This is a genomic window from Methylomicrobium album BG8 (assembly GCF_000214275.2).
Lineage (GTDB): Bacteria > Pseudomonadota > Gammaproteobacteria > Methylococcales > Methylomonadaceae > Methylomicrobium > Methylomicrobium agile.
The window spans coordinates 433239-455923 of record NZ_CM001475.1; the positions used below are offsets into that span (position 1 = coordinate 433239).

General features: G+C 56.9%; 21 protein-coding genes. 17 read left to right on the forward strand and 4 right to left on the reverse strand.

Going from position 1 to position 22685, the window contains the following annotated elements:
• The first annotated feature begins 3 nt into the window (after positions 1-3).
• The 4 genes from tig to METAL_RS01970 all read left to right on the forward strand — a co-directional run bounded on the left by tig (position 4) and on the right by METAL_RS01970 (position 3808).
• Positions 4-1305, forward strand: coding sequence for a trigger factor (tig, locus tag METAL_RS01955; protein ID WP_005369107.1), 1302 nt, complete (start codon positions 4-6; stop codon positions 1303-1305).
• A gap of 7 nt (positions 1306-1312) precedes the next feature.
• A complete protein-coding gene (gene clpP, locus METAL_RS01960; RefSeq protein WP_005369109.1) occupies positions 1313-1945 on the forward strand; it encodes an ATP-dependent Clp endopeptidase proteolytic subunit ClpP in 633 nt (210 codons plus the stop codon).
• A gap of 98 nt (positions 1946-2043) precedes the next feature.
• The gene (gene clpX, locus METAL_RS01965; protein WP_005369111.1) at positions 2044-3318 is read left to right on the forward strand and encodes an ATP-dependent Clp protease ATP-binding subunit ClpX; all 1275 of its coding nucleotides are present in this window, start codon (positions 2044-2046) and stop codon (positions 3316-3318) included.
• Positions 3319-3475: 157 nt separating this feature from the next.
• Positions 3476-3808, forward strand: a complete 333-nt coding sequence (locus tag METAL_RS01970) for a DMT family transporter (protein ID WP_005369113.1) — start codon at positions 3476-3478, stop codon at positions 3806-3808.
• A 101-nt stretch (positions 3809-3909) separates the two neighbouring features.
• On the opposite strand, the gene lysS is transcribed toward METAL_RS01970, so the two are convergent.
• The gene (lysS, locus tag METAL_RS01975) at positions 3910-5409 is read right to left on the reverse strand and encodes a lysine--tRNA ligase (RefSeq protein ID WP_005369114.1); all 1500 of its coding nucleotides are present in this window, start codon (positions 5407-5409) and stop codon (positions 3910-3912) included.
• A gap of 31 nt (positions 5410-5440) precedes the next feature.
• Positions 5441-6539, reverse strand: a protein-coding gene (gene prfB, locus METAL_RS01980; RefSeq protein WP_005369116.1) for a peptide chain release factor 2 whose coding sequence is annotated in 2 segments (ribosomal slippage) — positions 5441-6463 and positions 6465-6539 — 1098 coding nt in all. Because the reading frame shifts where the segments join, the coding sequence is not laid out codon by codon here.
• Positions 6540-6781: 242 nt separating this feature from the next.
• On the opposite strand from prfB, the gene METAL_RS01985 reads away from it, so the two are divergent.
• The 10 genes from METAL_RS01985 to METAL_RS02030 all read left to right on the forward strand — a co-directional run bounded on the left by METAL_RS01985 (position 6782) and on the right by METAL_RS02030 (position 14561).
• Positions 6782-8053 (forward strand): formylmethanofuran dehydrogenase subunit B, encoded by a 1272-nt coding sequence (locus tag METAL_RS01985; protein ID WP_005369118.1) that lies wholly within the window; start codon positions 6782-6784, stop codon positions 8051-8053.
• On the forward strand, positions 8050-9714 hold the full coding sequence (locus METAL_RS01990; RefSeq protein WP_005369121.1) for a formylmethanofuran dehydrogenase subunit A: 1665 nt from the start codon (positions 8050-8052) through the stop codon (positions 9712-9714). The genes METAL_RS01985 and METAL_RS01990 overlap by 4 nt, the downstream gene beginning before the upstream one ends.
• 119 nt (positions 9715-9833) lie before the next feature.
• On the forward strand, positions 9834-10094 hold the full coding sequence (locus METAL_RS01995; protein WP_005369124.1) for a DUF2442 domain-containing protein: 261 nt from the start codon (positions 9834-9836) through the stop codon (positions 10092-10094).
• 48 nt (positions 10095-10142) lie between these two features.
• On the forward strand, positions 10143-10391 hold the full coding sequence (locus METAL_RS02000; RefSeq protein WP_005369126.1) for a type II toxin-antitoxin system Phd/YefM family antitoxin: 249 nt from the start codon (positions 10143-10145) through the stop codon (positions 10389-10391).
• A complete protein-coding gene (locus METAL_RS02005; RefSeq protein ID WP_005369128.1) occupies positions 10381-10665 on the forward strand; it encodes a type II toxin-antitoxin system RelE family toxin in 285 nt (94 codons plus the stop codon). Before METAL_RS02000 ends, METAL_RS02005 begins: the two co-directional genes overlap by 11 nt.
• A 145-nt stretch (positions 10666-10810) precedes the next feature.
• Positions 10811-11071 carry a DUF4160 domain-containing protein gene (locus METAL_RS02010; protein ID WP_005369131.1) on the forward strand — a complete coding sequence of 87 codons (261 nt, stop codon included), beginning with the start codon at positions 10811-10813 and terminating at the stop codon, positions 11069-11071.
• A 4-nt stretch (positions 11072-11075) separates the two neighbouring features.
• On the forward strand, positions 11076-11330 hold the full coding sequence (locus METAL_RS02015; protein ID WP_005369132.1) for a DUF2442 domain-containing protein: 255 nt from the start codon (positions 11076-11078) through the stop codon (positions 11328-11330).
• Between the two features lie 194 nt (positions 11331-11524).
• Positions 11525-12421, forward strand: coding sequence for a formylmethanofuran--tetrahydromethanopterin N-formyltransferase (fhcD, locus tag METAL_RS02020; RefSeq protein WP_005369134.1), 897 nt, complete (start codon positions 11525-11527; stop codon positions 12419-12421).
• Complete coding sequence (locus METAL_RS02025) at positions 12418-13230, forward strand: formylmethanofuran dehydrogenase subunit C (RefSeq protein WP_005369136.1); 813 nt, start codon at positions 12418-12420, stop codon at positions 13228-13230. Before fhcD ends, METAL_RS02025 begins: the two co-directional genes overlap by 4 nt.
• A gap of 173 nt (positions 13231-13403) precedes the next feature.
• Positions 13404-14561 (forward strand): cation:proton antiporter, encoded by a 1158-nt coding sequence (locus tag METAL_RS02030; RefSeq protein WP_005369138.1) that lies wholly within the window; start codon positions 13404-13406, stop codon positions 14559-14561.
• Between the two features lie 414 nt (positions 14562-14975).
• Here the strand turns inward: METAL_RS02030 and METAL_RS02035 are convergent, their stop codons facing one another.
• Complete coding sequence (locus tag METAL_RS02035) at positions 14976-15668, reverse strand: hypothetical protein (RefSeq protein ID WP_005369154.1); 693 nt, start codon at positions 15666-15668, stop codon at positions 14976-14978.
• A gap of 595 nt (positions 15669-16263) precedes the next feature.
• Positions 16264-16596, reverse strand: a complete 333-nt coding sequence (gene smbP, locus METAL_RS02040) for a small metal-binding protein SmbP (protein WP_005369156.1) — start codon at positions 16594-16596, stop codon at positions 16264-16266.
• Between the two features lie 716 nt (positions 16597-17312).
• Between smbP and METAL_RS02045 the strand changes: the two genes are divergently transcribed.
• From METAL_RS02045 to METAL_RS02055, 3 genes are all read left to right on the forward strand, one after another.
• On the forward strand, positions 17313-18938 hold the full coding sequence (locus METAL_RS02045; RefSeq protein ID WP_005369157.1) for a hypothetical protein: 1626 nt from the start codon (positions 17313-17315) through the stop codon (positions 18936-18938).
• Between the two features lie 24 nt (positions 18939-18962).
• Positions 18963-20615 carry a PKD domain-containing protein gene (locus METAL_RS02050; protein ID WP_005369158.1) on the forward strand — a complete coding sequence of 551 codons (1653 nt, stop codon included), beginning with the start codon at positions 18963-18965 and terminating at the stop codon, positions 20613-20615.
• A gap of 401 nt (positions 20616-21016) precedes the next feature.
• The gene (locus METAL_RS02055) at positions 21017-22678 is read left to right on the forward strand and encodes a ShlB/FhaC/HecB family hemolysin secretion/activation protein (protein WP_005369159.1); all 1662 of its coding nucleotides are present in this window, start codon (positions 21017-21019) and stop codon (positions 22676-22678) included.
• The last annotated feature ends 7 nt before the right edge of the window (positions 22679-22685 follow it).

The following is a 22685-nucleotide window of genomic DNA, read 5'->3' on the forward strand; positions in this document are numbered from 1 at the left end:
GAAATGCAGGTCTCTGTCGAAAAGACATCAGAATTAAGCAGAAAAATGGTTGTAAGCGTGCCTGAAGAGGTCGTTCAGCAGAAAGTCGCAGAGCGCTTAAAGTCATTATCGAAAAATGTGAAGATTGATGGTTTTCGGCCCGGCAAGGCGCCACAGCAAGTGATCAACAAACTGTACGGCGAGCGCGTGCGCGGCGAGGTGACCGGCGACCTGATCCAGAGCACTTATTTTGAAGCCCTGGCCAAAGAGCAGCTGAGACCGGCCGGCTATCCCAACATTCATTCCGCCGACCAGAGCGAAGGCTTCAAATACACCGCCGAATTCGAAGTGTATCCCGAGATTTCGCTGGACGGTGTCAATGGCATGGAAATCAAGCGTCCCGTTGCCGAAGTGACCGAAAGCGATATCGACGCGATGATCGAAAAATTGCGGCTGCGGAATAAGACTTGGCAAACCGCCGAGCGTGCCTCACAGGCGCAGGATCGCATCACGATCACGTTTTCCGGCAGCGTCGACGGCGAAAACTTTACCGACGGCAAGGTTGAAAATTATCCGGTCGAAATCGGTGCCGGGCAAATGATTCCAGGCTTCGAAGACAACCTGATCGGCCTGGCGGCGGCCGAGCAAAAAATCTTTACCACGGCTTTTCCGGAAAACTACGGCAAGGAGTCTCTGGCCGGCAAAGCGGCCGAATTCGAAGTCGAAGTGATTAAAGTCGAAGAATCCGTACTGCCTGAGGTTGATGCTGAATTCATTAAAAAGCACGGGATCGAGGACGGCGACATGGCCGCTTTCCGCGAGGATATCCGCAATACGATGGAGCGCCAGTTGACGCAAGCCTTGGCGGCCCGCCTGAAAAACGCGGTGATGGACGCGCTGTACGGCGCGGTTCAGGTCACGGTTCCGAATGCGCTGATCGACGGCGAAATCGAAAATCTGATGGCGCCTTACAAGGAAAACGCGAAGAAAAGAAAGGTCAAGTTGGAAGAGTTGGATTTGCCGAGAGATTTGTTCGAAGAGCAGGCCCGCCGCCGCGTCGCCTTGGGCCTGATTCTGTCCGATGTGATCGACAAGGGCGAAATCAAGCTGGATGACACCCGCGTCCGCAACACCGTCGAAGAGATGGCGCAAAACTATGAGCAACCGCAGGATGTCATCAACTGGTATTATGCGGACGAAAAGCGGCTCGACGAAATCAAGAACATGGTGCTGGAAGACCAGGCCGTGGACTGGCTCGTCGCCAAAGCCAAGGTTCAGGACGAAAATCTGAGCTTTTACGATTTGATGGACAACCAAACACGGTAATACAGCCATGGGCAAACCACAGATAATCAATCCGTCAATGACGATCGAAGCGGCGGGCGGCCTGGTGCCGATCGTCGTCGAGCAAACCGCGCGCGGCGAGCGTTCCTTCGACATTTACTCGCGCCTCTTGAAAGAGCGGGTGATTTTCCTGGTCGGCCAGGTCGAAGACTATATGGCCAACCTGGTCGTTGCCCAGCTTTTGTTTCTGGAATCGGAAAACCCGGATAAAGATATTCATTTATACATCAACTCGCCGGGCGGTTCGGTGACCGCCGGCATGTCGATTTACGACACGATGCAGTTTATCAAACCCGACGTCAGCACGATGTGCATTGGCCAGGCCGCCAGCATGGGGGCGCTGCTCTTGACCGGCGGCGCGAAAGGCAAGCGTTATTGCCTGCCGCACTCCCGGATGATGATTCACCAGCCGTTGGGCGGTTTCCAGGGCCAGGCGTCGGATATCGCGATTCATGCGAAGGAAATTCTGGGCGTGCGCGATAAACTGAATAAAATCATGGCGCATCACACCGGCCAGCCGATCGAAAAGATTCAGGTCGATACCGACCGGGACAATTTCATGAATGCCGATGATGCGGTCAGTTACGGCCTGGTTGATAAGGTTCTGGCAAGCCGGTTATAAATCCGGACGAATTTGCTTTGTTTTCCGAAAGTTTCGGGATATTCTTTGCCTGAGGCTAAGTGTAATTCCTCGACTTTAGGATAATTTCGGGTATTGATATGAGTAACGACAAAAGGGGCAAAGACGAAGACAAATTGCTGTACTGTTCTTTTTGCGGGAAGAGTCAGCATGAAGTCCGCAAGCTGATCGCGGGTCCCTCCGTGTATGTCTGCGACGAATGCGTCGAACTTTGCAACGACATCATCAAGGACGAATTGCAGGAAGAGGTTTCCTCTTTTAAAAACGGCCACTTGCCGAAACCGAAAGAAATCAAGAAAGAGCTCGATGCCTATGTGATCGGCCAGGAGCGTGCGAAGAAAATCCTCGCGGTTGCGGTTTACAACCACTACAAGCGGCTTCGCAATAAAACCCGGAAAGACGGTATCGAGATCGGCAAAAGCAACATCCTGCTGATCGGTCCGACCGGCTCCGGTAAGACTCTGCTCGCCGAAACGCTGGCGCGCCTGTTGGATGTGCCGTTTACGATTGCGGATGCGACAACCTTGACCGAAGCCGGTTATGTCGGCGAAGACGTGGAAAACATCATCCTGAAGATTCTGCAGAAATGCGACTACGATGTCGAAAAGGCCGAAACCGGGATCGTCTATATCGACGAGATCGACAAAATTTCGCGCAAATCCGATAATCCGTCGATTACCCGGGATGTCTCCGGCGAAGGTGTGCAGCAGGCGCTGTTGAAACTGATCGAAGGGACGATCGCTTCGGTGCCTCCGCAAGGCGGCCGCAAGCATCCGCAGCAGGAGTTTTTGCAGGTGAATACCGCGAACATCCTGTTCATTGTCGGCGGCGCGTTCGCGGGGCTCGACCGGGTGATCAAGGCGCGTTCCGAAAAAGGCGGCATCGGATTTTCGGCCGACGTCAAATCGAAGGAAGAAACGAAGAACGTCGGTCAGGTGTTTTCCGAAGTCGAGGCCGAGGATTTGATCAAGTACGGCCTGATTCCGGAATTCGTCGGCCGTCTGCCGGTCGTTGCGACGCTGGAAGAGCTCGATGAAGATGCGCTGGTGCAGATTCTGACCGAGCCGAAGAACGCGCTGGTCAAGCAGTACCAACACTTGTTCGAAATGGAAGGGGCCGAGCTCGAGTTTCGTGTCGAATCGTTGCGCGCGATTGCGCAGAAATCGATGGAGCGCAAAACCGGCGCGCGCGGACTCCGGACGATCGTCGAAAACGTGCTGCTGAATACGATGTACGATCTGCCTTCGGAAGAGGATATCTGCAAGGTCGTGATCGACGAGAACGTGATTCGCGGCGAATCCGAACCGATCCTGGTTTACAAGACGGATCTGAAAAAGGCTTCGTCGGAAGTCTAAATAAAATAAGGAGCTGAAAAAGCTCCTTTTTTATGGACTATAGAAAAGGACTACGCATTTGAACGTCTTGTGTTGCTTGAATCGTTCAGCGCCACCCTGCCGTTACGAAAGCGAAAGACAGATTAGGCAGCAATGAGAGTCGGGACAGATTAAGGCAATGAAGAATTGGCTATTTCTATCCGTTGCAATTGTTTCGGAGGTGTTGGCGACATCCGCCCTGAAAGCCAGCGACGGCTTCAACAGATTTTGGCCTTCGGCGGTTGTTGTGCTTGGCTACGGGATTGCGTTCTACTTCCTTTCGCTCACCCTGCGCTCCATTCCAGTCGGCATTGCCTATGCAGTCTGGTCCGGGGTTGGCATGGTTTTAATTTCCCTTATCGCATGGCTGGGCTTCGGGCAGAGGCTGGATATACCGGCCATGATCGGTATCGGCCTGATCATCGCCGGCGTTATCGTGCTTAATGTGTTCTCAAAGTCGGCGGTGCATTAACCGCCTGATCCTCCAGACCAACCGCTGGACCGTGCTTTCGTCCGGTTACTTGATTCAGTGTTGGTTTCCCTGATCGATCCTACGTCGAGATAATTAACAGCTTACTGATTCTTCGCGCGCATGTGCGGGAACAGCAAGACGTCGCGGATCGACGGCGCATCCGCGAACAGCATCACCAGCCGGTCGATGCCGATCCCTTCCCCCGCAGTCGGCGGCATGCCGTGTTCGAGTGCGACGATGTAATCCGCATCGAAATGCATCGCCTCGTCGTCGCCGGCTTCCTTTTCCTCGACCTGTTTCTGGAAACGTGCGGCCTGGTCTTCCGCATCGTTCAATTCGGTAAAGCCGTTCGCGATTTCGCGCCCGCCGACGAAAAACTCGAAACGGTCGGTGATGAACGGGTCTTGGTCGTTCCGGCGCGCCAAGGGCGAGACTTCGACTGGATAGGCGGTGATGAAGGTCGGATTCATCAGGCGGTTTTCGACCGTTTTTTCGAAAATCTCGATCTGCAGTTTGCCAAGACCGTAGCCGTCCTTGACCGGCAAATTCAGCTTCTTGCAGACAGCGACCGCGCCTTCGCGGTTGTCGATGTCGGATGCCTTCAGGTCGGGATTGAAACGCAGGATCGACTCGAACACGGTCATCCGTTCGAACGGCTTGCCGAAATCGTATTCCTCGCCCTGGTAAGTGATCAGCGTCTGGCCGACGACTTCTTCGGCCAGGCCACGCAACATTGCTTCGGTCAGATCCATCAGGTCGCCGTACTCGGCATAGGCCTGATAGAATTCGAGCATCGTAAATTCCGGATTGTGGCGGGTCGACAGGCCTTCGTTCCGGAAATTGCGGTTGATTTCGAAGACCCGCTCGAAGCCTCCGACCACCAGCCGTTTCAGGTACAGCTCCGGCGCGATCCGGAGGAACAGCTGCATGTCCAGCGCATTATGATGGGTCACGAACGGCCGTGCGGTCGCGCCGCCGGGAATCGCCTGCATCATCGGCGTTTCCACTTCCAGGAAGTCGCGCTTGATCAGAAACTCGCGGATATAGGCAACGATCCGTGAGCGCAGCAAAAACGTCTTGCGCGACGATTCGCTCATGATCAGATCCAGATAGCGCTGGCGATACTTGATTTCCTGATCGGCGATGCCGTGGAATTTTTCCGGCAAGGGGCGCAGCGATTTGGTCAGGAGGCGTATATCGTCGACCTTGACGCTGAGTTCGCCTGCGTTGGTCTTGAACAAGACGCCTTCCGCGCCGACGATGTCGCCGATGTCCCATTTCTTGAACTGTTCGTTGTAGAAATCGCCGGGCAGGCTGTCGCGAGTCACATACAGCTGAATCTTGCCGGACATGTCCTGAATATGGCAGAAGCTCGCCTTGCCCATCACGCGCCGGGTCATGATTCGGCCCGCGACCTTCACGCGCAGTGGATTCTCTTCGAGTTCTTCCTTCGATTTCTCGCCGTATTCGGCAAAAAGCTCGCCGGCGACCACGTTGCGGCGGAAATCGGTCGGGAACGCGATGCCGTTTTCGCGCAGTGTGCTGAGCTTCGCGCGGCGCAGCCGGATCAGTTCCTGTTCATCTTGTTCAATTTCAGACATTTTTACTTTTTCTCAAGCATGGAATTTCTAATTACAAACCGCTCTTCAGGCTTGCCTCGATAAACATGTCGAGATTGCCGTCCAGCACCGCCTGCGGGTTTCCGGTTTCGACGCCGGTGCGAAGATCCTTGATCCGCGACTGGTCGAGCACATAGGAGCGAATCTGGCTGCCCCAACCGATGTCCGATTTGCTGTCTTCGAGTGCCTGCTGGGTTTCGCTGCGCTTCATCATTTCGAGCTCGTACAGCTTGGCTTTTAGTTGCTTCATCGCCGTGTCTTTGTTTTTATGCTGCGAGCGGTCGCTCTGGCACTGCACGACGATGCCGCTGGGATTATGCGTGATCCGCACCGCCGATTCGGTCCGGTTGATGTGCTGGCCGCCGGCGCCCGAAGCACGGTAAACGTCGATGCGCAGGTCGGCCGGATTGATTTCGATCGCGATGTTGTCGTCGACTTCCGGCGACACGAAGACCGAAGCGAACGAGGTATGGCGGCGGTTGCCCGAGTCGAATGGCGATTTGCGGACCAGCCGGTGCACGCCGGTTTCGGTGCGCAGCCAGCCGAACGCATAGTCGCCCTCGAACTTGATCGTCGCGCTTTTGATGCCGGCCACATCGCCCGGCGACTCTTCGATCAGTTCAGTCTTGAAGCCCTTGCTTTCGCCCCAGCGCAGATACATGCGCTCGATCATCGAGGCCCAATCCTGCGCCTCGGTGCCGCCGGAGCCGGCCTGGATATCCAGGAACGCATTGTTCGGGTCCATTTCGCCGGCGAACATCCGCCGGAATTCGAGCGTCGCCACCTGGCTTTCCAGATGCTCCAGATCGCTTGCGACCGTGTCGACTGTATCTGCGTCGCCTTCTTCTACCGCCATCGCCAAGAGCTCTTCGGCATCATTCAGGCCGGAAGTCAGTTCGTTGATCGTGTTCACGACCATTTCTAGCTGGCCGCGCTCCTTGCCTAAAGCTTGCGCCTGCTCCGGGTTGTCCCAGATCTTCGGGTTTTCGAGCTCTCTTAAAACTTCGACCAGACGTTCGCTTTTGGTGTCGAAGTCAAAGATACCCCCTAAGCGACTCGGTGCGCTCTCTGAGGTCGGCGATTTTGTATTTGATCGGATTGATTTCTTGCATGGGTAGAAACGGAAAAACGGCCGTCCGCAACAGAATCGGTAGACCAGACCGGCGCGGCTGAATTGAAAAGCCGCCAATTATAACGCATATCAAATTCAGTTACATGAACAACTTATCCAAGTTTCGCCGGCCATAAGTGAGACAGTAACCCGGAATTGAGAGTAAAATAGGCGGGATATCATGGGTGCCGGGCTGCAATCGGGTCCGCTCCTCTCATTAGTTTAGTTTGGAAGGACAGCTTGATGACTGAAATAACTGAAGTACCGAGTCCTTTTTGCGGTATCGGCACCGACGACCTGAGCGTTCGGGTCGACGGCCTGGCGCTGAAGGTGACGGCCAACGGTTGTGCGGTGAACACGCCCGCGTTCGAGCAGGCGATTACCGATACCCAACCACGGGTTGACGGCAAGGAGGTCAGTCTGGAAGCGGCCGCGAAAAAGGCGGCAGCGTTGCTCAAAGATACGAAGCTGCCGGTGATAGGCGGCTGCGCGACCGACGTGAACGGAATGCGTGCGCTGCTCGCACTGGCCGACCGCGCCGGCGCGGTGGTCGACAATATGAATTTCTCGGCCGCCCGTAATAATCTCTTGGTCTTACAAGATTCGGGCTGGATGAATACCACGCTGGCCGAAGTCAAAAACCGCTGCGATCTGTTGCTGGTCGTCGGCACCGACCTCGAAGCGTTCGCGCCGCGTTTTTTCGAGCGCTACATCTGGAATAAGGACGCGATGTTCGTCGACGACACCGCAAATCGTCAGGTGATCTATCTCGGCAAGGCGCCGTCGGGCAACGCCTCGACTTCGCCGAACGGCCAAACCGCGAAAGTCCTGACTTGTAACGATGCGGAACTGCCCGGAGTAATCGCAGTCCTACGGGCACTGGTCAAAGGCCGCCCGCTGCAGGCCGAATCGGTCGGCGGGATCGCGGTTGCGGACCTGCAGGCTCTGGCCAACCAGTTGAAGGCGGCGCGCTACAGCGTCGTGACCTGGGCCGCCGGCGCATTGGGATTCCGCCAGGCCGAACTGACCGTGCAGGTTCTGTCCGAAATGATCAAAGACCTAAATGTCTCTACCCGCTGCTCCGGCCTGCCGCTCGGCGGCAAGGAAGGCGACCAGACCGCCAACCAGGTCTGCGGCTGGACGACCGGCTATCCGGCACGGACTCGGTTCTCGCGCGGCTATCCCGAATACGACCCGTACCTGAACGAGGCGAACGCACTGGTCGATAGCGGCGAAGCGGACGCGCTGGTCTGGGTACAGGCGTTCAACGTGAAATCAGTGCCACCGACCGACCATATGCCGACGATCGTGATCGGCCGTTCCGGGATGACTTTCGCGAAAGAACCGGACGTGTTCATTCCGGTCGGCACCCCCGGCATCGATCACGCCGGCCATGCCTACCGGATGGACAACGTGGTCGCGATCCGGCTCAAGAAATTGCGCGATTCCGGCCTGCCGAGCACGGCCGACGCGCTGAATGCGATTGAAAACGCTCTACGCGAGATGACTGTATGATGATAAAACTCACGGGCGGGACCGTCTACGATCCTGCCGCCGGCATCGACGGCAAAAAACAGGACATTTACATTCAGGATGGGCGCATCGTCAAGAAGCCCGCGAAGGACGTGCCGATCGACAAGGAATACGACCTGAAAGGTAAAGTGGTGATGTCCGGCGCGATCGACATGCATACGCATATCGGCGGCGGCAAGGGCAACATCGCCCGGACCCTGCTGCCGGAAGACCACCGCCACGATCCGGTCGCACGTACCGAGTGCACCCGCTCCGGCTGCGGCCATGCGATGCCGAGCACGTTCGTGACCGGTTACCGCTATGCCGAGATGGGCTACACGGCCGGCTTCGAACCGGCGGTGCTGCCGGTCAACGCGCGCCAGGCGCACATGGAAATGGGCGACATTCCTATCCTGGACAAGGGCGGCTACGTGATGCTCGGCAGTGATGATTATCTGCTCAGGATGCTGACCGCGAAAAAAGACCAGAAAGCGGTCAACGACTACGTCGCCTGGACGATCAATGCGGCCAAAGCGATCGGCGTCAAAGTGGTCAACCCCGGCGGCATCAACGCGTTCAAGTTCAACCAGCGCAAGCTCGATCTGGACGAGCAGAACAGCCATTACGGCGTCACGCCGCGGCAGATTTTACAGTCGCTCGCGACCGCGGTGAAGGAACTCGGCGTTTCGCATCCTTTGCACGTGCACGGCTGCAACCTCGGCGTGCCCGGCAACATGGAAACGACGCTGAACACGATCGAAGGGATCGGCGGCCTGCCGATGCACCTGACGCACATTCAGTTCCACAGCTACGGCACCGAGGGCGATTTCAAATTTTCATCTGGCGCGGCGCAGATCGCCGAAGCGGTCAACAAACACAAGAACATCACGATCGATGTCGGCCAGATCCTGTTCGGCCAAACTGTCACCGCCTCCGGCGACAACATGCGCCAGCACGCGAACCACAAGCATGCGAACCCGAACAAATGGGTCACGATGGACATCGAGTGCGACGCCGGCTGCGGGGTCGTGCCGTTCAAATACCGCGACCAGAACTTCGTGAACGCGCTGCAATGGGCGATCGGGCTGGAAACCTTCCTGCTGGTCGACGACCCGTGGCGGATCTTTCTGACCACCGACCATCCGAACGGCGCCCCATTCACCAGCTATCCGCACTTGATCCGCTTGCTGATGGACAAGAGTTTTCGAAACGACATGCTCGCGACGCTCCATCCCGAAGCGCAAAAGATGACGACCTTGGCTTCGATCGACCGCGAATACACCTTAAACGAAATCGCGATCATGACCCGCGCCGGCGCGGCGAAGCTGATCGGCCTGCATGACCGCGGCGGACTCAGCCCAGGCAACTGGGCCGACATCACGGTCTACACCGACAACGCCGACCGCGAAAAGATGTTCGAAAAGCCCGACTACGTGTTCAAGGACGGCGATCTGGTCGTCCGGGACGGTAAGGTGATCGCGACCAAGTGGGGCACCACCCATGTCGTCCAGCCCGATTTCGACCCGTCGGTCGAGAAAGGCCTGAAGGACTACTTCGACCGTTATCTGACCATGAAACTCGGCAATTTTAAAATCAGCGACGACGAAATCACCGAAGACGGACGCGGTAGTATTACCGTGCATCCGTTGAAAGGTCGCGCTTAGGTTTTAGGTGGCTCGAGAATGTTGTCCACCTGAAATCAGCCGGTTTTTAGGCATTGTCATCTTTATATGTATTTTGACGAGCATAACCCGCCGCATTTTCATGTCAAATATATAGCGATATGATTGTTAGCGTAAAATCAGCAAAATATCTGGATGCGTACCGGTTGAACCTGGTTTTTGACACCGGCGAATCCGGTGACGTCGATTTACGGGATCTCGTTTTTAAATATGAAGCTGCATCGCCTTTACGAAGCATTGATAATTTTAAATCCTTCAAATTGGACGAATGGGCAACCGTAGTTTGGGATTGCGGTTTTGACGTATCCCCTGAAACGCTTTACGAAAGAGCGACTGGAAAGCGCGTCGACTGGGTTCAATAACTGACAAAGTTCAAGGACCCACACCAAGAATTTCACCGGAGTCATGATATGCCTACTACGATTTTAGCGGAGACAGCCGCGAGCATTGCGGAACTTAAAAAAGATCCGGTCGGCACCGTTGCTGCCGGTGACGGTTTTCCGGTCGCCATTCTTGATCATAACGAGCCGGCTTTTTACTGTATTCCAGCCAAAGCCTATGAGGCACTGATGGATAAGCTGGAAGATGTCGAACTAGCGGCCATCGTTGAGGCAAGAACAAATCAGCCCGAAATAGAAATGGATTGGGATGACCTATAAACTGCGCTTTAAAGAACAAGCGCTGGAAGAATGGAATAATCTCGATCAAACGATTCGCGAGCAATTCGCTAAAAAATTGAGAGGATTGAAGGAAAATCCGCGAATCGATAGCGCGAGGCTAAGCAGCCTGAAAAATTGCTACAAAATCAAATTGCGCAAAGCGGGTTATCGGCTGGTTTACGAAGTACGCGAACAGGAAGTCGTTATCTTGATCGTGGCGATCGGCAAGCGGGAACGGAATCAAGTCTACAAAACAGCGGCAAAACGGCTTTAGAAAAATAAATGTATCCATGATTGAGCACAACTTTATGATTATCAACGGCGTAACGATAGACGCAACCTTCGCGGAAGCGTTTCCGATGAACCCGTAAGGTGGATTCACCGGTAGGTAATCCGCCATAAGCTTTAGGATAAAAACCATGCCGACGATTTCCATGTTTTACGGCATCCTAATCAAAATGTTCTTCGATGATCACGCACCGCCGCATTTTCATGCTGAATATGGCGAATACGAATTGATCGTTGCTATTAGCCCGATCAAAATTATCAAAGGGGATGCGCCAAAGCGTGTTAGATCGATGGTTTTAGAATGGACAGCGCTACATCAGGAGGAATTATTGCTGGATTGGGAACTTTGTAAAAATATGCAACCTCCTGTTGCTATCGAACCCTTGGAGTGATGCCATGTTTTATATCAAAACGATAGAACCGAATGCAGCCAATTACAGCATCAAAATAACGTTTAGCGATAATGTCACGATTATTGCCGATTTTAAAGAGCTATTGGAAAAGGGCGTGATGATCGCATTAAAAAATCCTGCCACTTTTAATCAAGTGCAAATAGGGCATAAAGGCCGTTCAATTCTATGGCCCGAGCAGGATATTGATTTCTGCGCCGACAGCTTGCGATTAAAATTTTATTCGTCGCAAGCCGCGTAAATGTGAAATTTAACATTCCTCCGCTTTGCGATCGCCGTCAGTTTACAATATGAAAATCCTGATAAGTGCTAGTTTGTAAACCGTTTTTCTAACCTTTAAAAATTATGGAACTCTCGATCAGCGATGAAAAAAACAAAGAGTTGCTATGACGGTGGCTGAAAAACAGAATAAAAAACGATAATGAGAAAAACAATATGATTATCAACGGTGTAACGATAGACGCAACTTTTGCCGAAGCGTTTCCGATGAAGGCGACGCGCGCGATCATTACCGCGCAGAACGAAAAATGGGCGATGATTTCCGCGCAGGCGATGACCGGCTTCGCGACCTCGGTGATCGCCTGCGGCTGCGAGGCGGGTATCGAGCGGGTGCTTGACCCCTCCGAAACGCCGGACGGGCGACCCGGCGTCTCGATCATGATCTTCGCGATGGGCGGTAAGGGCTTGGCGAAACAGCTCGAAACCCGCGCCGGCCAGTGCGTGCTGACCTCGCCGACTTCGGCGCTGTTTGCCGGTATAGACGCCGGTAAGCCGATTCCGCTGGGCAAGAATTTGCGCTATTTCGGCGACGGTTTTCAGGTTTCGAAAGTGATCGGCGGAAAGCGTTATTGGCGGATTCCGGTGATGGATGGTGAATTCCTTACCGAAGCAACGACTGGCCAGGTCGATGCGGTCGGTGGTGGCAACTTTCTGGTGCTGGCCGAATCGCAGCCGCAGGCGCTGGCCGCCTGCGAAGCCGCGATTGATGCGATGCGCCAAGTGCCGAATGTGATTATGCCGTTTCCCGGCGGTGTCGTCCGCTCCGGCTCAAAAGTCGGTTCCAAATACAAGGCGCTCGGTGCTTCGACCAACGACGCGTTCTGCCCGACCCTGAAAGGGATGACCCAGACCGAACTGTCATCGGAAGTCGAGTCGGTGATGGAAATCGTGATCGACGGCTTGACCAAGGAAGACATCGACAAGGCCATGCGCGTCGGCATCCAGGCCGTCTGCGACCTCGGCGCCGCGCACGGCATCAAGCGGGTCAGTGCCGGCAACTACGGCGGCAAACTCGGACCGTTCCACTTCCACCTGCAGGAGATCATGGCATGAGCGCGCTCACCTTTACGCTGAAACACCGGCCCGACCAGCGCGTCGACCTATCGCCGTTGGTCTGCCAGAACCTCGAAGGCAAGGAAATCGCCGAGATTGCTGCGCTCGAACTGCAATCCGGCAAGGCGAAACTGCGCGTCGATACCTTGTTCAATATTGCCATGGGCGATGCGCAGAACATCGTGATTAGAAACAGCTTCGGCAAACTCGACTTCATCGGCAAGGAGCTGAATAGCGGCAGTATCGTTGTCGAAGGCGATGCCGGCGCTTATCTTGGCATGGGCATGAAATCCGGCAGCATCCGGGTTACCGGCAATGCCGGCCTGTATGCGGCCTGCGAAATGAAAAAAGGCACGCTCGAAATCGACGGCGACGCCGGCGACTTCCTTGGCGGTGCGCTGCCCGGCAACAAGATCGGCATGAAAGGGGGACTGATCCTGGTCAGAGGTAACGTGGGCGAACGCGCCGGCGACCACATGCGCCGCGGCACTATTCTGATCGAAGGCAACGCGGGCGACTACTGCGGCTCCAGAATGACTGCCGGTACGATCGCGGTGATGGGCCGGACCGGCCGCTACCTTGGCTACGCAATGCGCCGAGGCACCCTGCTGCTGTGGAACCCGCCGCAGCTTCCGGCCAGTTTCAACGATTGCGGCGCGCATACATTGGGATTTTTGCCGATGTTGTTTGCTTCGTTCAAGAGTTTGAACTCGCGCTTTGCCGATGCGGCGGTTGCGTTTAACCGCGTACGACGCTATGCGGGGGATATGGCGGAAACAGGGCGGGGCGAAGTGTTAGTCAAGTTGTAGGATGTGCTGAACGAAGTGAAGCGCATCGAGTGCCTTTAGGTATCGTTCGCGATCGATACCCTGAAGGGCACTCGGTGCGCCTCCTTCGTCGGCACATCCTACGGCTTTTCGTCACCGCCAAGACTTAGGCCGGGATATGCACTCATCCCTGGGCAGATACTAAAAAGAATCTGATGAATCACGAAACTGAAGTTTTTTTCGGGCTGCTCGTCGTTTTTGCAGCAGCTCAAATTGGGGCGGAAGTCGCCCAACGCCTTCGGCTGCCGGCCCTGGTCGGCGAGATTGCCGCGGGCTGTGTTATCGGACCTTCCGTCTTGGACTGGGTGCATGTCACCGAACCGCTCGAGATGCTGTCAGGACTCGGCGCGGTACTGCTGCTGTTCTCGGTTGGTTTGGAGAACTGCATCGGCGACCTGCGCAAAGTGGGAGGCAGCGCTACGCTGGTTGGTGTGCTGGGCGTGATCGTCCCGTTCGTGTTGGGCTCCGCATGGGCCAAATGGAGCGGATTCGATACGCCCAAAGCCTTATTCATCGCCGCCGCTTTTGTGGCAACGTCTGCGGGTGTCACCGCGAGAGTGCTGCAAGAGCTCGGTGTATTGGATCGGACCTTCAGCCGAATCATTCTGGGGGCCGCAGTCATCGACGACATATTGGCCATGCTGCTGCTGGGGGTGGTCTCGGCCATCCAGAGCGGTGGCGCCATTGATGTCACCCATCTGCTTATCGTGCTCGGACAGGCCATTGCCTTCATTATTCTGATCGCCTGGGCCGGCACCCATATCATGCGCCGTTCTTCGCCCATCCTGGATGCGCCGATCAATCCCTTTTCCGCGCTGACGTTGTCCCTGGCGCTGTGTCTGGCACTCGCAGATGCGGCTTCTTACCTGGGCCTGGCGGCCATCATTGGCGCCTTTCTGGCCGGATTGATAGCGGCGGAGACACGGCAAAGAGAAACTCTATCGTTGCAGCTTCAGCCGATTCTGGCTTTCCTGGTGCCTTTCTTTTTCGTGGTGACCGGCTCGCAAGTCGATCTGGCGGGATTGAGCGAGCTCTCGACATTAGGGGCGCTCGCCGGCATTACGCTGTTGGCCGTGATAGGAAAACTGCTGGGGTGCGGGCTCGGCGCCTGGTCCTTGGGCCGAAAATCAGCCCTGATCGTTGGCGTCGGTATGGTGCCGCGCGGCGATGTGGGCATTATCGTGGCCAGCCTGGGCCAACATGCCGGCATCATCAATAACGAAACTTATACCCTGCTGATCGCGATGGTGCTGTTGACTACGGTCGTCGCACCGCCGCTGCTTTCACTCATTCTTTCTCGCGAAGCCGCGTAGGTTGGGTTGCCAAAAAGCAGGCAACCCAACAATTATGGCTTTCGATATGTTGGGTTGTCTTCGCCAAACCCACCTGCAACCCGTTGTAACTTTCGGCCTCCGCTTAATTCGTGACCTATAGCTAACCTGATATCTGTAGGGCGGATTCGCCGTCAGGCAATCCGCCGCGCTTTGAAGCCTATTGGCGTTTTGCTATCGCGAAAACGCCCTACAGGGCTTACTCTTACGGGTTCAGCCCGTAGGGTACGCTGTGCGTACCTTTCGACATCGAGGGTACGCACTCGGCAACTGCTCCATGCGTTGCCCTAACTCCTGCATCCCTGCAGTCGAGCGTACCCTACGGGGCTGGCTGGACTTAACGGCAGGGCGCCCTTCAGAAGGTGAGGACTTCCCTATACGCGGTATGAAAATGCTCTAGTCGGTGGCAAAGCAGTAGAAGTAGCCGGCGCCTCCGGTGCTGACCAGGTCAGTCTGGCTGCAGCCTTTGCTGTCATGGGTCGAATTCCACGATACGTTGCCGCCGGTGGCGCCGCGGTTGGTGCGGTCGGCATGACCGACTCTAACCGACCCTTCGCCGCTGCTCGTGTAGTTCTTGCAGGTGTGGTCGGCCGCGTCGGTATAAGCCCTGCCGTCGGGCTTGGAGCCGGTAATGATATCGTGCTGGTTCGGAGCCTCGCCCACGCCCTTGATCGGCTCGCCCTTTTCGGTGAGCGTTGTCTTCCGATGTACATTGTTGCCGAGCTGGCCGAGCTCCACGGTGTCGCCGTGCAGGTGGGCGATGTCGTTGGCGACGATGGCGCCATTCGCATTGGCCCAGGGTCCTTGGCCGATACGGTCGCGGGCATTGACCGCGGGCTGGCCGCCGTCCGCCTGCGTACTCAGATAGGCCCTCCAGGTCCGGTTGCCGGCGCCGACGGCACCGGCCAGTTTCTGGCAATGCGCGTCGGCGCCCGCCAGCCCTCCGAGATTCGCGCCGTTGCCGATACCGCTGCTGGTTACGAAAAATCCCAGCGGCGGCTTCGCGGCTTCTTGGGGCGGTTGCGCCGCACAGGAAACATGGGCGCTCAGAACGATCAAGGCGACAAGAAAGCTATTTTTTTTATTCATCTTTTCTCAATTAGGGTTCAACAAAAACGGTGGTGAAGAGCAGCGCCGTGTAGGTCGGGCACGCTTTTTGTGCCCGACATTTTCGATGTAACGGTATGAGGTCACGGTTACGGGTCATCGAACGGCCTCTTCGCTGCCCAAATGTCGGGCAACGGTGGAGCTGTTGCCCGACCTACTGGGCTATTTTTTTTATTCATCTTTTCTCAATTAGGGTTCAACAAAAACGGTGGTGAAGAGCAGCGCCGTGTAGGTCGGGCACGCTTTTTGTGCCCGACATTTTCGATGTAACGGTATGAGGTCACGGTTACGGATCATCGAACGGCCTCTTCGCTGCCCAAATGTCGGGCAACGGTGGAGCTGTTGCCCGACCTACTGGGCTGGGTTTCAGGCGATGATTCGAAACCAGGACCTCTTCAAACAGGGCAAAGTCGGGCGCAAAGCATGCCCGACCGGGATTCGAATGCAGTATTGACGTCGCGGACGGGTTTGGGAAACCTCGCGGCGTTGGAGACAGCGTAAAGCCGATCTGAAAGGGTGGGGACGGGCCTGAAACCCGCCCCGCGGGAACGTGGAGGGTGGAGCTAACCCCGCATGATCAGCTGTTGCCTGCCTTCAGATGCGAAACGGCTTCTTCGGCATGTTGAGCAGCGACCTCGGCGTGATCCTGTTTGCCGTGCGCGATGGCTTCTTCCAATGCTTTAATGCCGGCCGTTACGTGGGTTTTGGCTTCGCCGCTGGCGACGCTTTCGGCTTTCTGGGCGTGTTTGAGCGCATTTTCGGCATGATCGACCAATTGCGGCGCATGCCCGGCCTTACCGTGGGACAGTGCATGTTCGGCGTGTTTCAGCGCTTCGGCGGCATGTTCCTCGGCAAAAGCGCCGGTGCTTGCAAATAATAAGGCCGCGATGATCGCGATATGCTTTTTCATAAATTCACCTGATATATAGGGTATGGGGTTTAATTTCGAAAATAACGGAACGCCAGACAGGGCCGATTCGTTGCGCAAAAGTTTTGGATTCCTTTTGCGACAACAGGGCTTTGGCATCGTTTGCCGTCGAAATTTAATGGTCAATTTATGTGCCAACATTTAATTCCATGATTTTAAATAAAAAGCCGAACCGCAGGACGAATGCGCTGCTGGCTGCCGGGCAGGGATTGCTGGCGTCCTGTCCGCCGGTCAGCAGGCGCCGGGCGGGGCGTCATGGAATAGGATTGGGTAAAAGGCTCCTTGGGACCCGGTTAATAATAATTTTCCTCATGATTCCCGCGCCGAGCACTCGTCGTTATACCCAATCCCCGCAAAGCTCCGGTATTGGAGTTCAAAGCTTGCTTTGAACGTCGTATTCAGGCGTGATCCAAAGCCGGTTTTGGACTCCTGCAGGCCGGGTATCGGCTCAGGTTCCCGCTCAGAAAGTTATTTTTAGCCGCATCCTTATGAAGAAATATTGGTGATACAGCAACAGAAGGTCAACAGTTGCTGCTTCCATGCCAACAGTTCGGAGGTGGAATTTCAAATAAATATTTCATATTATCAGTATGTTACGTGTTGGCATGGTTTTTTCTTGATATTGGGTTCAGCCGTAGACTCCGATCTCGGCATCTGCCCGGATTCTTCCGAATCAATATCATTTGAGGATATGCCTTATGAAAAAATCACGACAACTGGCTTTTGCCATTTCCCTGCTGGCCGGCGCCCAGTCCGCCAGCGCCTTGACCCCCTGGACGGACGGCGCGCCGGATCTGATCGTTTATACCTCCGGCGGCGCGGCGCAGGACCAGGCCATCAATCGGGTCGTCTCGGTTACGCTGGCGGCGCCGGGCACCCTGGATACGTTCAGTGACGTTTCCGGGTCCAGCATCGGCGGACGCTGGCAGTCGTTTTACTTTACCGGCAACGCGAATTTGTCCGGCGGGCTGGCCGGCAAGAAAATCGTGCTGGAAAAACGCTCTTACGGCGCCGCCGGCTATGGCGTTATCCCTTTGTTCGCCAATAACAGCGAGGGGCTGCCGCTGGAGCATTTGAATATTGTCGGAACAGGCTTGGCCGACTGGGAGGTCGACGGCGCGGAAGGCGGCAAGAAGTGGAAGAAAACCATCAGCCAGGCCAATGCGGCTACGTATCTGACCAAAGTCGTTTCCGACGGCGGTTTTCTGGGCGTGGACCCCGACATTCTGCTGAAACCGAATACCGAAAATTATCCGGAGCAGGTGAATGAAGTGATCACCGGCGCGCCGGAACCCGATTGGCCTCTCACGTTGAATCAGGTTCCCCAGGGGTTTACCCAGGTTTCTACCGGAGGATTGGTTTACGGGGTGGCGGTAACCGAAGAGCTGTATAAAGTGCTGCAAGCCGCTCAGAAAAGAGCCGGCTCGCTGCCGGACTCGGTGACGATCGGTGCTTACGACGCCAATTCGTTGCCGAATCTGAACCGGAACCTGTTGGCTTCGCTGCTGGCCGGCAAGATCGCGAGCTGGGAGCAGGTCAAGATCGTCGACAAAAACACCCATGATGCGGTCAGCCTGGTCGAGGTGGCTGCCGATGCCGGCATTGCGGCGCCGTTCACGAACGGCGACGGCAAAACGCCGGTCGGCGTCAGCCGGCGCAACAAAGGCGCGGCGGTTGGCGCGGTTGCTTACGCCAAGTTCCTGAATTATCCCGGTACCGCCAACGCGAATAAGCCGGCGGATAACACGCCGGACGGCGATGAAGACATTGCGGCCCCGATCGTCAAGTCTCCCGGCGGCGTCAACGCGACGAACAATTTGCTGAAAGACTGGAACAGCGGCACCAATGCCTCCGGCCTGAATCCGGGATTGCAGAAAATCTGGGGCATCGCGGTCAACACCGGCGACAAGGATGCGGGCGTGAATCCCTGGCGCTACGTGAAGATCGACGGTTTCGCGCCGACGATCGAAAACGTCGCGGCTGGCGTTTATCCGAGTTGGGCGGAAGGCGTCGTGCTCTATCGCACCAATAAATCCAGCGACTCGCAATGGGCCGATAAAAAGGCGCTGCTGAAGACGTTCGCGGACGATCTGGGCAGTCCGGCCGTTGCCAAAGCCGTGAATACGAACCTGCCTTTCGGCATCAGCGGCATTTTTGCGACCACCAAAGATCCGCGCGGCTTTACCGCGGAGATTCCGTTCAACCCTGACAACCCCGTGGTTCCGTTGACCCATTTCTGCGAGGCCACCGGTTCGACGCAGACCAGTATCGTTCCGGTGGCCGACGACCAGGCCACGGGCGGACTTCAAATCCAGTTGAAATAGGCCGGCAGGTTCGAGGAACTCAAGATGACTTTATTATCTATTCGTTATACGGAGCGGCTGTTTTCGCCGTTCCCTGGCATACGGCCGGGGCCTCGCGCCGGCGACGCGTTGCGGCTGATCGCCGGGCTTTTAGCGCTTGCCTTTGCGCTGTCCGTTTCGCCGGCGGCGGAAGCGGCCAGCAATAAAAAGCCTCAGGCCAAGATCGCCAAGGTCGCGCCGGCGAACGAAGGCGAGCCGGTAACGCTGGATGGCAGCCTCAGTTCCGATCCGGAAGGCGGTCCGCTGACCTATGCCTGGACGCAAATCAAGGGCACGCCCACCGTCGCGGTCAGTGGCGCGGCTACGTCCAAGCTGACCCTGACGGCGCCGCCGATTCAAAAGACCGATAAAAAAACCAAGCCGGTCAAGTTCACGTTCCAACTGGCCACCACCGACGATCAGGGCGCGACGGTCGTCAAAAAAACCGTGCTGACGGTCAAGCCGCTCAATGCGCCGCCGCTGGCGGACGCCGGCCCCGCCATTAGCGCGGGCTTTTCGCAAAACGTGGCGTTGACCAGCCTGAGTACCGATCCCGATGCCGCGCGCGGCGGCCGGATTGTCAAGTACCAGTGGAAGTACCTTAAAAAGAAAAGCGATCCCAAGGTCAAATTGAACAACGCCAAAGCCGCGCAGGCCTCGTTTACGAGTCCTTCGACGCCCGCGCAGTTGGAGTTTCAACTGACCGTGATCGACAACGACAAAGCGAAGGCGACCGATACGGTCATTGTGACGGTCGCCGACGTGCAGCCGTTGAATGCGGCGTTCTCGCTGGATAAAAAGGCGCTGGCGCCGGGCGAAACGGCGACCGCGGGCGCTTCCGGAATCACCGGCGGCAAGGGGCCTTACAAAGTCAAGTTCGAATGGGGCGACGGCTCGGCGGCCGAAGAGATTCAATTGGCCGCCGGCGAGACCTCGAAAACCCGGAGCCATCAGTACGCGAACGCGGGCAGCTTTACTCAAAAAGTCACCGTGATCGATGCGGACGGCACGCAAAAAGCCGGTCCCGGCGAAACCGTGACGGTGACGGCGCCGGTGCCGCCCGCGTTGGGGGCCTCGTTGAGCGTCACGTCGACCACGCTGACGGCCGGCGGCCAGCTCACCGCGCAAGCCACGGCGATTACCGGCGGCACGGCCCCCTATACGGTTGCGTTCGATTGGGGCGACGGCAGTCAGGCGACTCAGGAAACCCTGGGCAGCGGCGTGACCTCCAAGGCGAGCAGCCACGTCTATGCCGGCGCGGGAACCTACAGCTTGACGATTACGGTAACTGACAGTGCCAGCGGCAGCAAGACGCAAACGTTCCAGATTACCGTTTCCAATCCGCAGGCGCCGGCCTTGGGCGGAACGTTGAGTCTGACGCAGGCGACCGTGCCCTTCAATACCCCGGTCGAAGCGAAGATCGACATTACCGGCGGCACCGGGCCCTATCAGGTGACGTTCGCCTGGGGCGACGGCCAAAGCGACGGCCCGACCCCGTTGAATTCGGGCATCGCGTCCGCGACCGGCAGCCATTTCTACGGACTGGTCGGCGGTTACACGATCACCGCGACGATCACCGACGCGAACAACGCGACGAAGGTGGTCACCGCGAATGCGGCGGTCAGCCCGGTCGATGCGCCGCTGGCGGCTTGCCAATAGGCAGGAGGCCGACACATAGGACTCGCCGATTCGGCGGCAGGGATGCGCCAGGAGAAAACGGGGATACGCCGCAACGGCATCCGCGAGTTTTCATCGGGACCGAGCCGAGGGCTTCGGCTCGGCCCCGTTTTTGGCATCTATTAAAGGGGGGAGAGTCCGCTCCAGCGTTCCGGCACCGCGCCGGAATTTTTCAGTCAAGCATGCGGTTCGGGGACGCGCCTTCCGCCCCGCGCCGTATCGCCTCTTCATGGCCTGCGGCGGCGGAAGATTCCGCCGCCGCAGGCCATACCGCATTCGGGGCTGTTGATTTATCAGCAGCCTTTCAGCAGTTGCTGCTGGCAAAGCAACACCCAAATGCTCTGTCATGATGGAAATTCTTTATTAATTCAATGAGATGATGAATGGCACAGGATGTGCTAGGCGACTGGATATATTACGGTTATTTCAAATCTATGCATAAATTCATCGGACGCACCCTGTTGACATGGGGCGTTATTTCCCTATTCCCGCCGGCCTGGCCATCGGCCCATGCCGAGCCCGCTGCCGAAACGGAAGAGGTTCCGCCCGCGTTCGACCTGCTGATGTTTCAGGTGGACGGCAATACGGTGCTGGACCCGCAGTTGATCGAAAAAACCGTGTACCCGTTTCTCGGCCCCGGAAAATCGATCGAGGATGTCGACAAGGCCAGGCAGGCGCTGGAAGACGTGTACCGCAAAAACGGCTATCCGACGGTAATCGTCGAAATTCCCGAGCAGGATGTGGTGAACGCCTCGGTACGCCTGCAAGTGGTCGAAGGCACGGTCGAACGGCTGAAGATTTCCGGCTCCCGCTATTACGAACTGGGCAGGATCCGGGCCGATATTCCTGCCCTGGCGGCGGGCAAAGTGCCGCACATGCCCGAGGTTCAACAGCAGTTGACCGCCTTGAACCAGACTTCGGCGGACCGCCAGGTCACGCCGGTGTTCCGCGCCGGCGACACGCCGGGCAAGACCGAAGTGGAGCTGCATGTAAAGGACGAAGTCCCGCTGCACGGCAGCCTCGAAGTGAACGGCCGCAATCCGGAAAGCACCTCGCGGACGCGCCTGATCGGCTCGCTGCGTTACGACAACTTGTGGCAGCGCTTTCACAGCGCGTCGCTGCAGTACCAGGTGTCTCCCGAAAATTACGACGAGGTGGAAGTCTGGTCGGGCACCTATGTGCTGCCGACCGGCTGGGCCGATACGCGCCTGGCTTTATACGGGATCGGCATCAATTCCAATACCGCGATCGGCACCAGCGTGGGCGGCCTGACCGTGGTCGGCAGCGGCGATATTTACGGCGCGCGCCTGATCAAGCCGTTCGGCCTGCAAGAGAATGTCACCCACAGCCTGACCCTGGGCTTCGATTACAAGAGTTTCAACCAGGGTGTGACGTTGCAGGGCCAGGACATGGCGCCGACCCCGGTCAGTTATCCGGCCTTTCAAATCGGCTATGACGGCAGTTGGCGGCAGCCGGGCGCGCTCACCAGCTTGGGCGCGGCCGCCAATTTTTCGGTCCGCGGGCTGGGCAGCGATCCGCAGGAATTCGAAAACCGGCGCAAGGACGCGCCGACCAACTACGCCTATCTGACGGCCAACCTGAAACACTTGCGCGAATTGTTCTGGGATTTCCGGCTGGCGGCCCGCGCGTCGGGACAGCTGTCCTACAGCCCGCTGATCAGCAACGAACAGTTTTCCGCCGGCGGCCCAATGAGCGTGCGCGGCTACCACCAGACCCAGCAACTGGGCGACGACGGCCTGAACACTTCCCTGGAACTCCAGTCGCCGCTGTTGAAGCGGCAGGATTGGGACTTCGTCGACAATTTGCGCCTGAGCGCCTTTATCGATTACGCCTACCTGTGGATACAGGATCCGCTGCCGGATACGCCGTCTTTCTACCGGCTGGCCGGCGCGGGCATCGGCCTGCACGCGCAGTTGTTCAAGCACTGGAACGGCGAAGTGGAATGGGCTTATCCGTTCTACCGGCAGGGCACGGTCGATGTCGGCAACCAGCGCATCGATTTTCGCCTGGCCTATGAATTTTAATTTTGCT

Bases quoted from the DNA above. Each gene is read 5' to 3' on its own strand.
- clpX (WP_005369111.1), top strand. From the start codon at position 2,044: ATGAGTAACGACAAAAGGGGCAAAGACGAAGACAAATTGCTGTACTGT.
- lysS (WP_005369114.1), bottom strand. From the start codon at position 5,409: ATGTCTGAAATTGAACAAGATGAACAGGAACTGATCCGGCTGCGCCGC.
- tig (WP_005369107.1), top strand. From the start codon at position 4: ATGCAGGTCTCTGTCGAAAAGACATCAGAATTAAGCAGAAAAATGGTT.
- METAL_RS02025 (WP_005369136.1), top strand. From the start codon at position 12,418: ATGAGCGCGCTCACCTTTACGCTGAAACACCGGCCCGACCAGCGCGTC.
- METAL_RS02035 (WP_005369154.1), bottom strand. From the start codon at position 15,668: ATGAATAAAAAAAATAGCTTTCTTGTCGCCTTGATCGTTCTGAGCGCC.
- METAL_RS02030 (WP_005369138.1), top strand. From the start codon at position 13,404: ATGAATCACGAAACTGAAGTTTTTTTCGGGCTGCTCGTCGTTTTTGCA.
- clpP (WP_005369109.1), top strand. From the start codon at position 1,313: ATGGGCAAACCACAGATAATCAATCCGTCAATGACGATCGAAGCGGCG.
- METAL_RS02015 (WP_005369132.1), top strand. From the start codon at position 11,076: ATGTTTTATATCAAAACGATAGAACCGAATGCAGCCAATTACAGCATC.
- smbP (WP_005369156.1), bottom strand. From the start codon at position 16,596: ATGAAAAAGCATATCGCGATCATCGCGGCCTTATTATTTGCAAGCACC.
- METAL_RS01970 (WP_005369113.1), top strand. From the start codon at position 3,476: ATGAAGAATTGGCTATTTCTATCCGTTGCAATTGTTTCGGAGGTGTTG.
- METAL_RS02050 (WP_005369158.1), top strand. From the start codon at position 18,963: ATGACTTTATTATCTATTCGTTATACGGAGCGGCTGTTTTCGCCGTTC.
- METAL_RS01995 (WP_005369124.1), top strand. From the start codon at position 9,834: ATGATTGTTAGCGTAAAATCAGCAAAATATCTGGATGCGTACCGGTTG.
- METAL_RS01985 (WP_005369118.1), top strand. From the start codon at position 6,782: ATGACTGAAATAACTGAAGTACCGAGTCCTTTTTGCGGTATCGGCACC.
- METAL_RS02000 (WP_005369126.1), top strand. From the start codon at position 10,143: ATGCCTACTACGATTTTAGCGGAGACAGCCGCGAGCATTGCGGAACTT.
- METAL_RS02005 (WP_005369128.1), top strand. From the start codon at position 10,381: ATGACCTATAAACTGCGCTTTAAAGAACAAGCGCTGGAAGAATGGAAT.
- METAL_RS01990 (WP_005369121.1), top strand. From the start codon at position 8,050: ATGATGATAAAACTCACGGGCGGGACCGTCTACGATCCTGCCGCCGGC.
- fhcD (WP_005369134.1), top strand. From the start codon at position 11,525: ATGATTATCAACGGTGTAACGATAGACGCAACTTTTGCCGAAGCGTTT.
- METAL_RS02010 (WP_005369131.1), top strand. From the start codon at position 10,811: ATGCCGACGATTTCCATGTTTTACGGCATCCTAATCAAAATGTTCTTC.
- METAL_RS02045 (WP_005369157.1), top strand. From the start codon at position 17,313: ATGAAAAAATCACGACAACTGGCTTTTGCCATTTCCCTGCTGGCCGGC.
- METAL_RS02055 (WP_005369159.1), top strand. From the start codon at position 21,017: ATGGCACAGGATGTGCTAGGCGACTGGATATATTACGGTTATTTCAAA.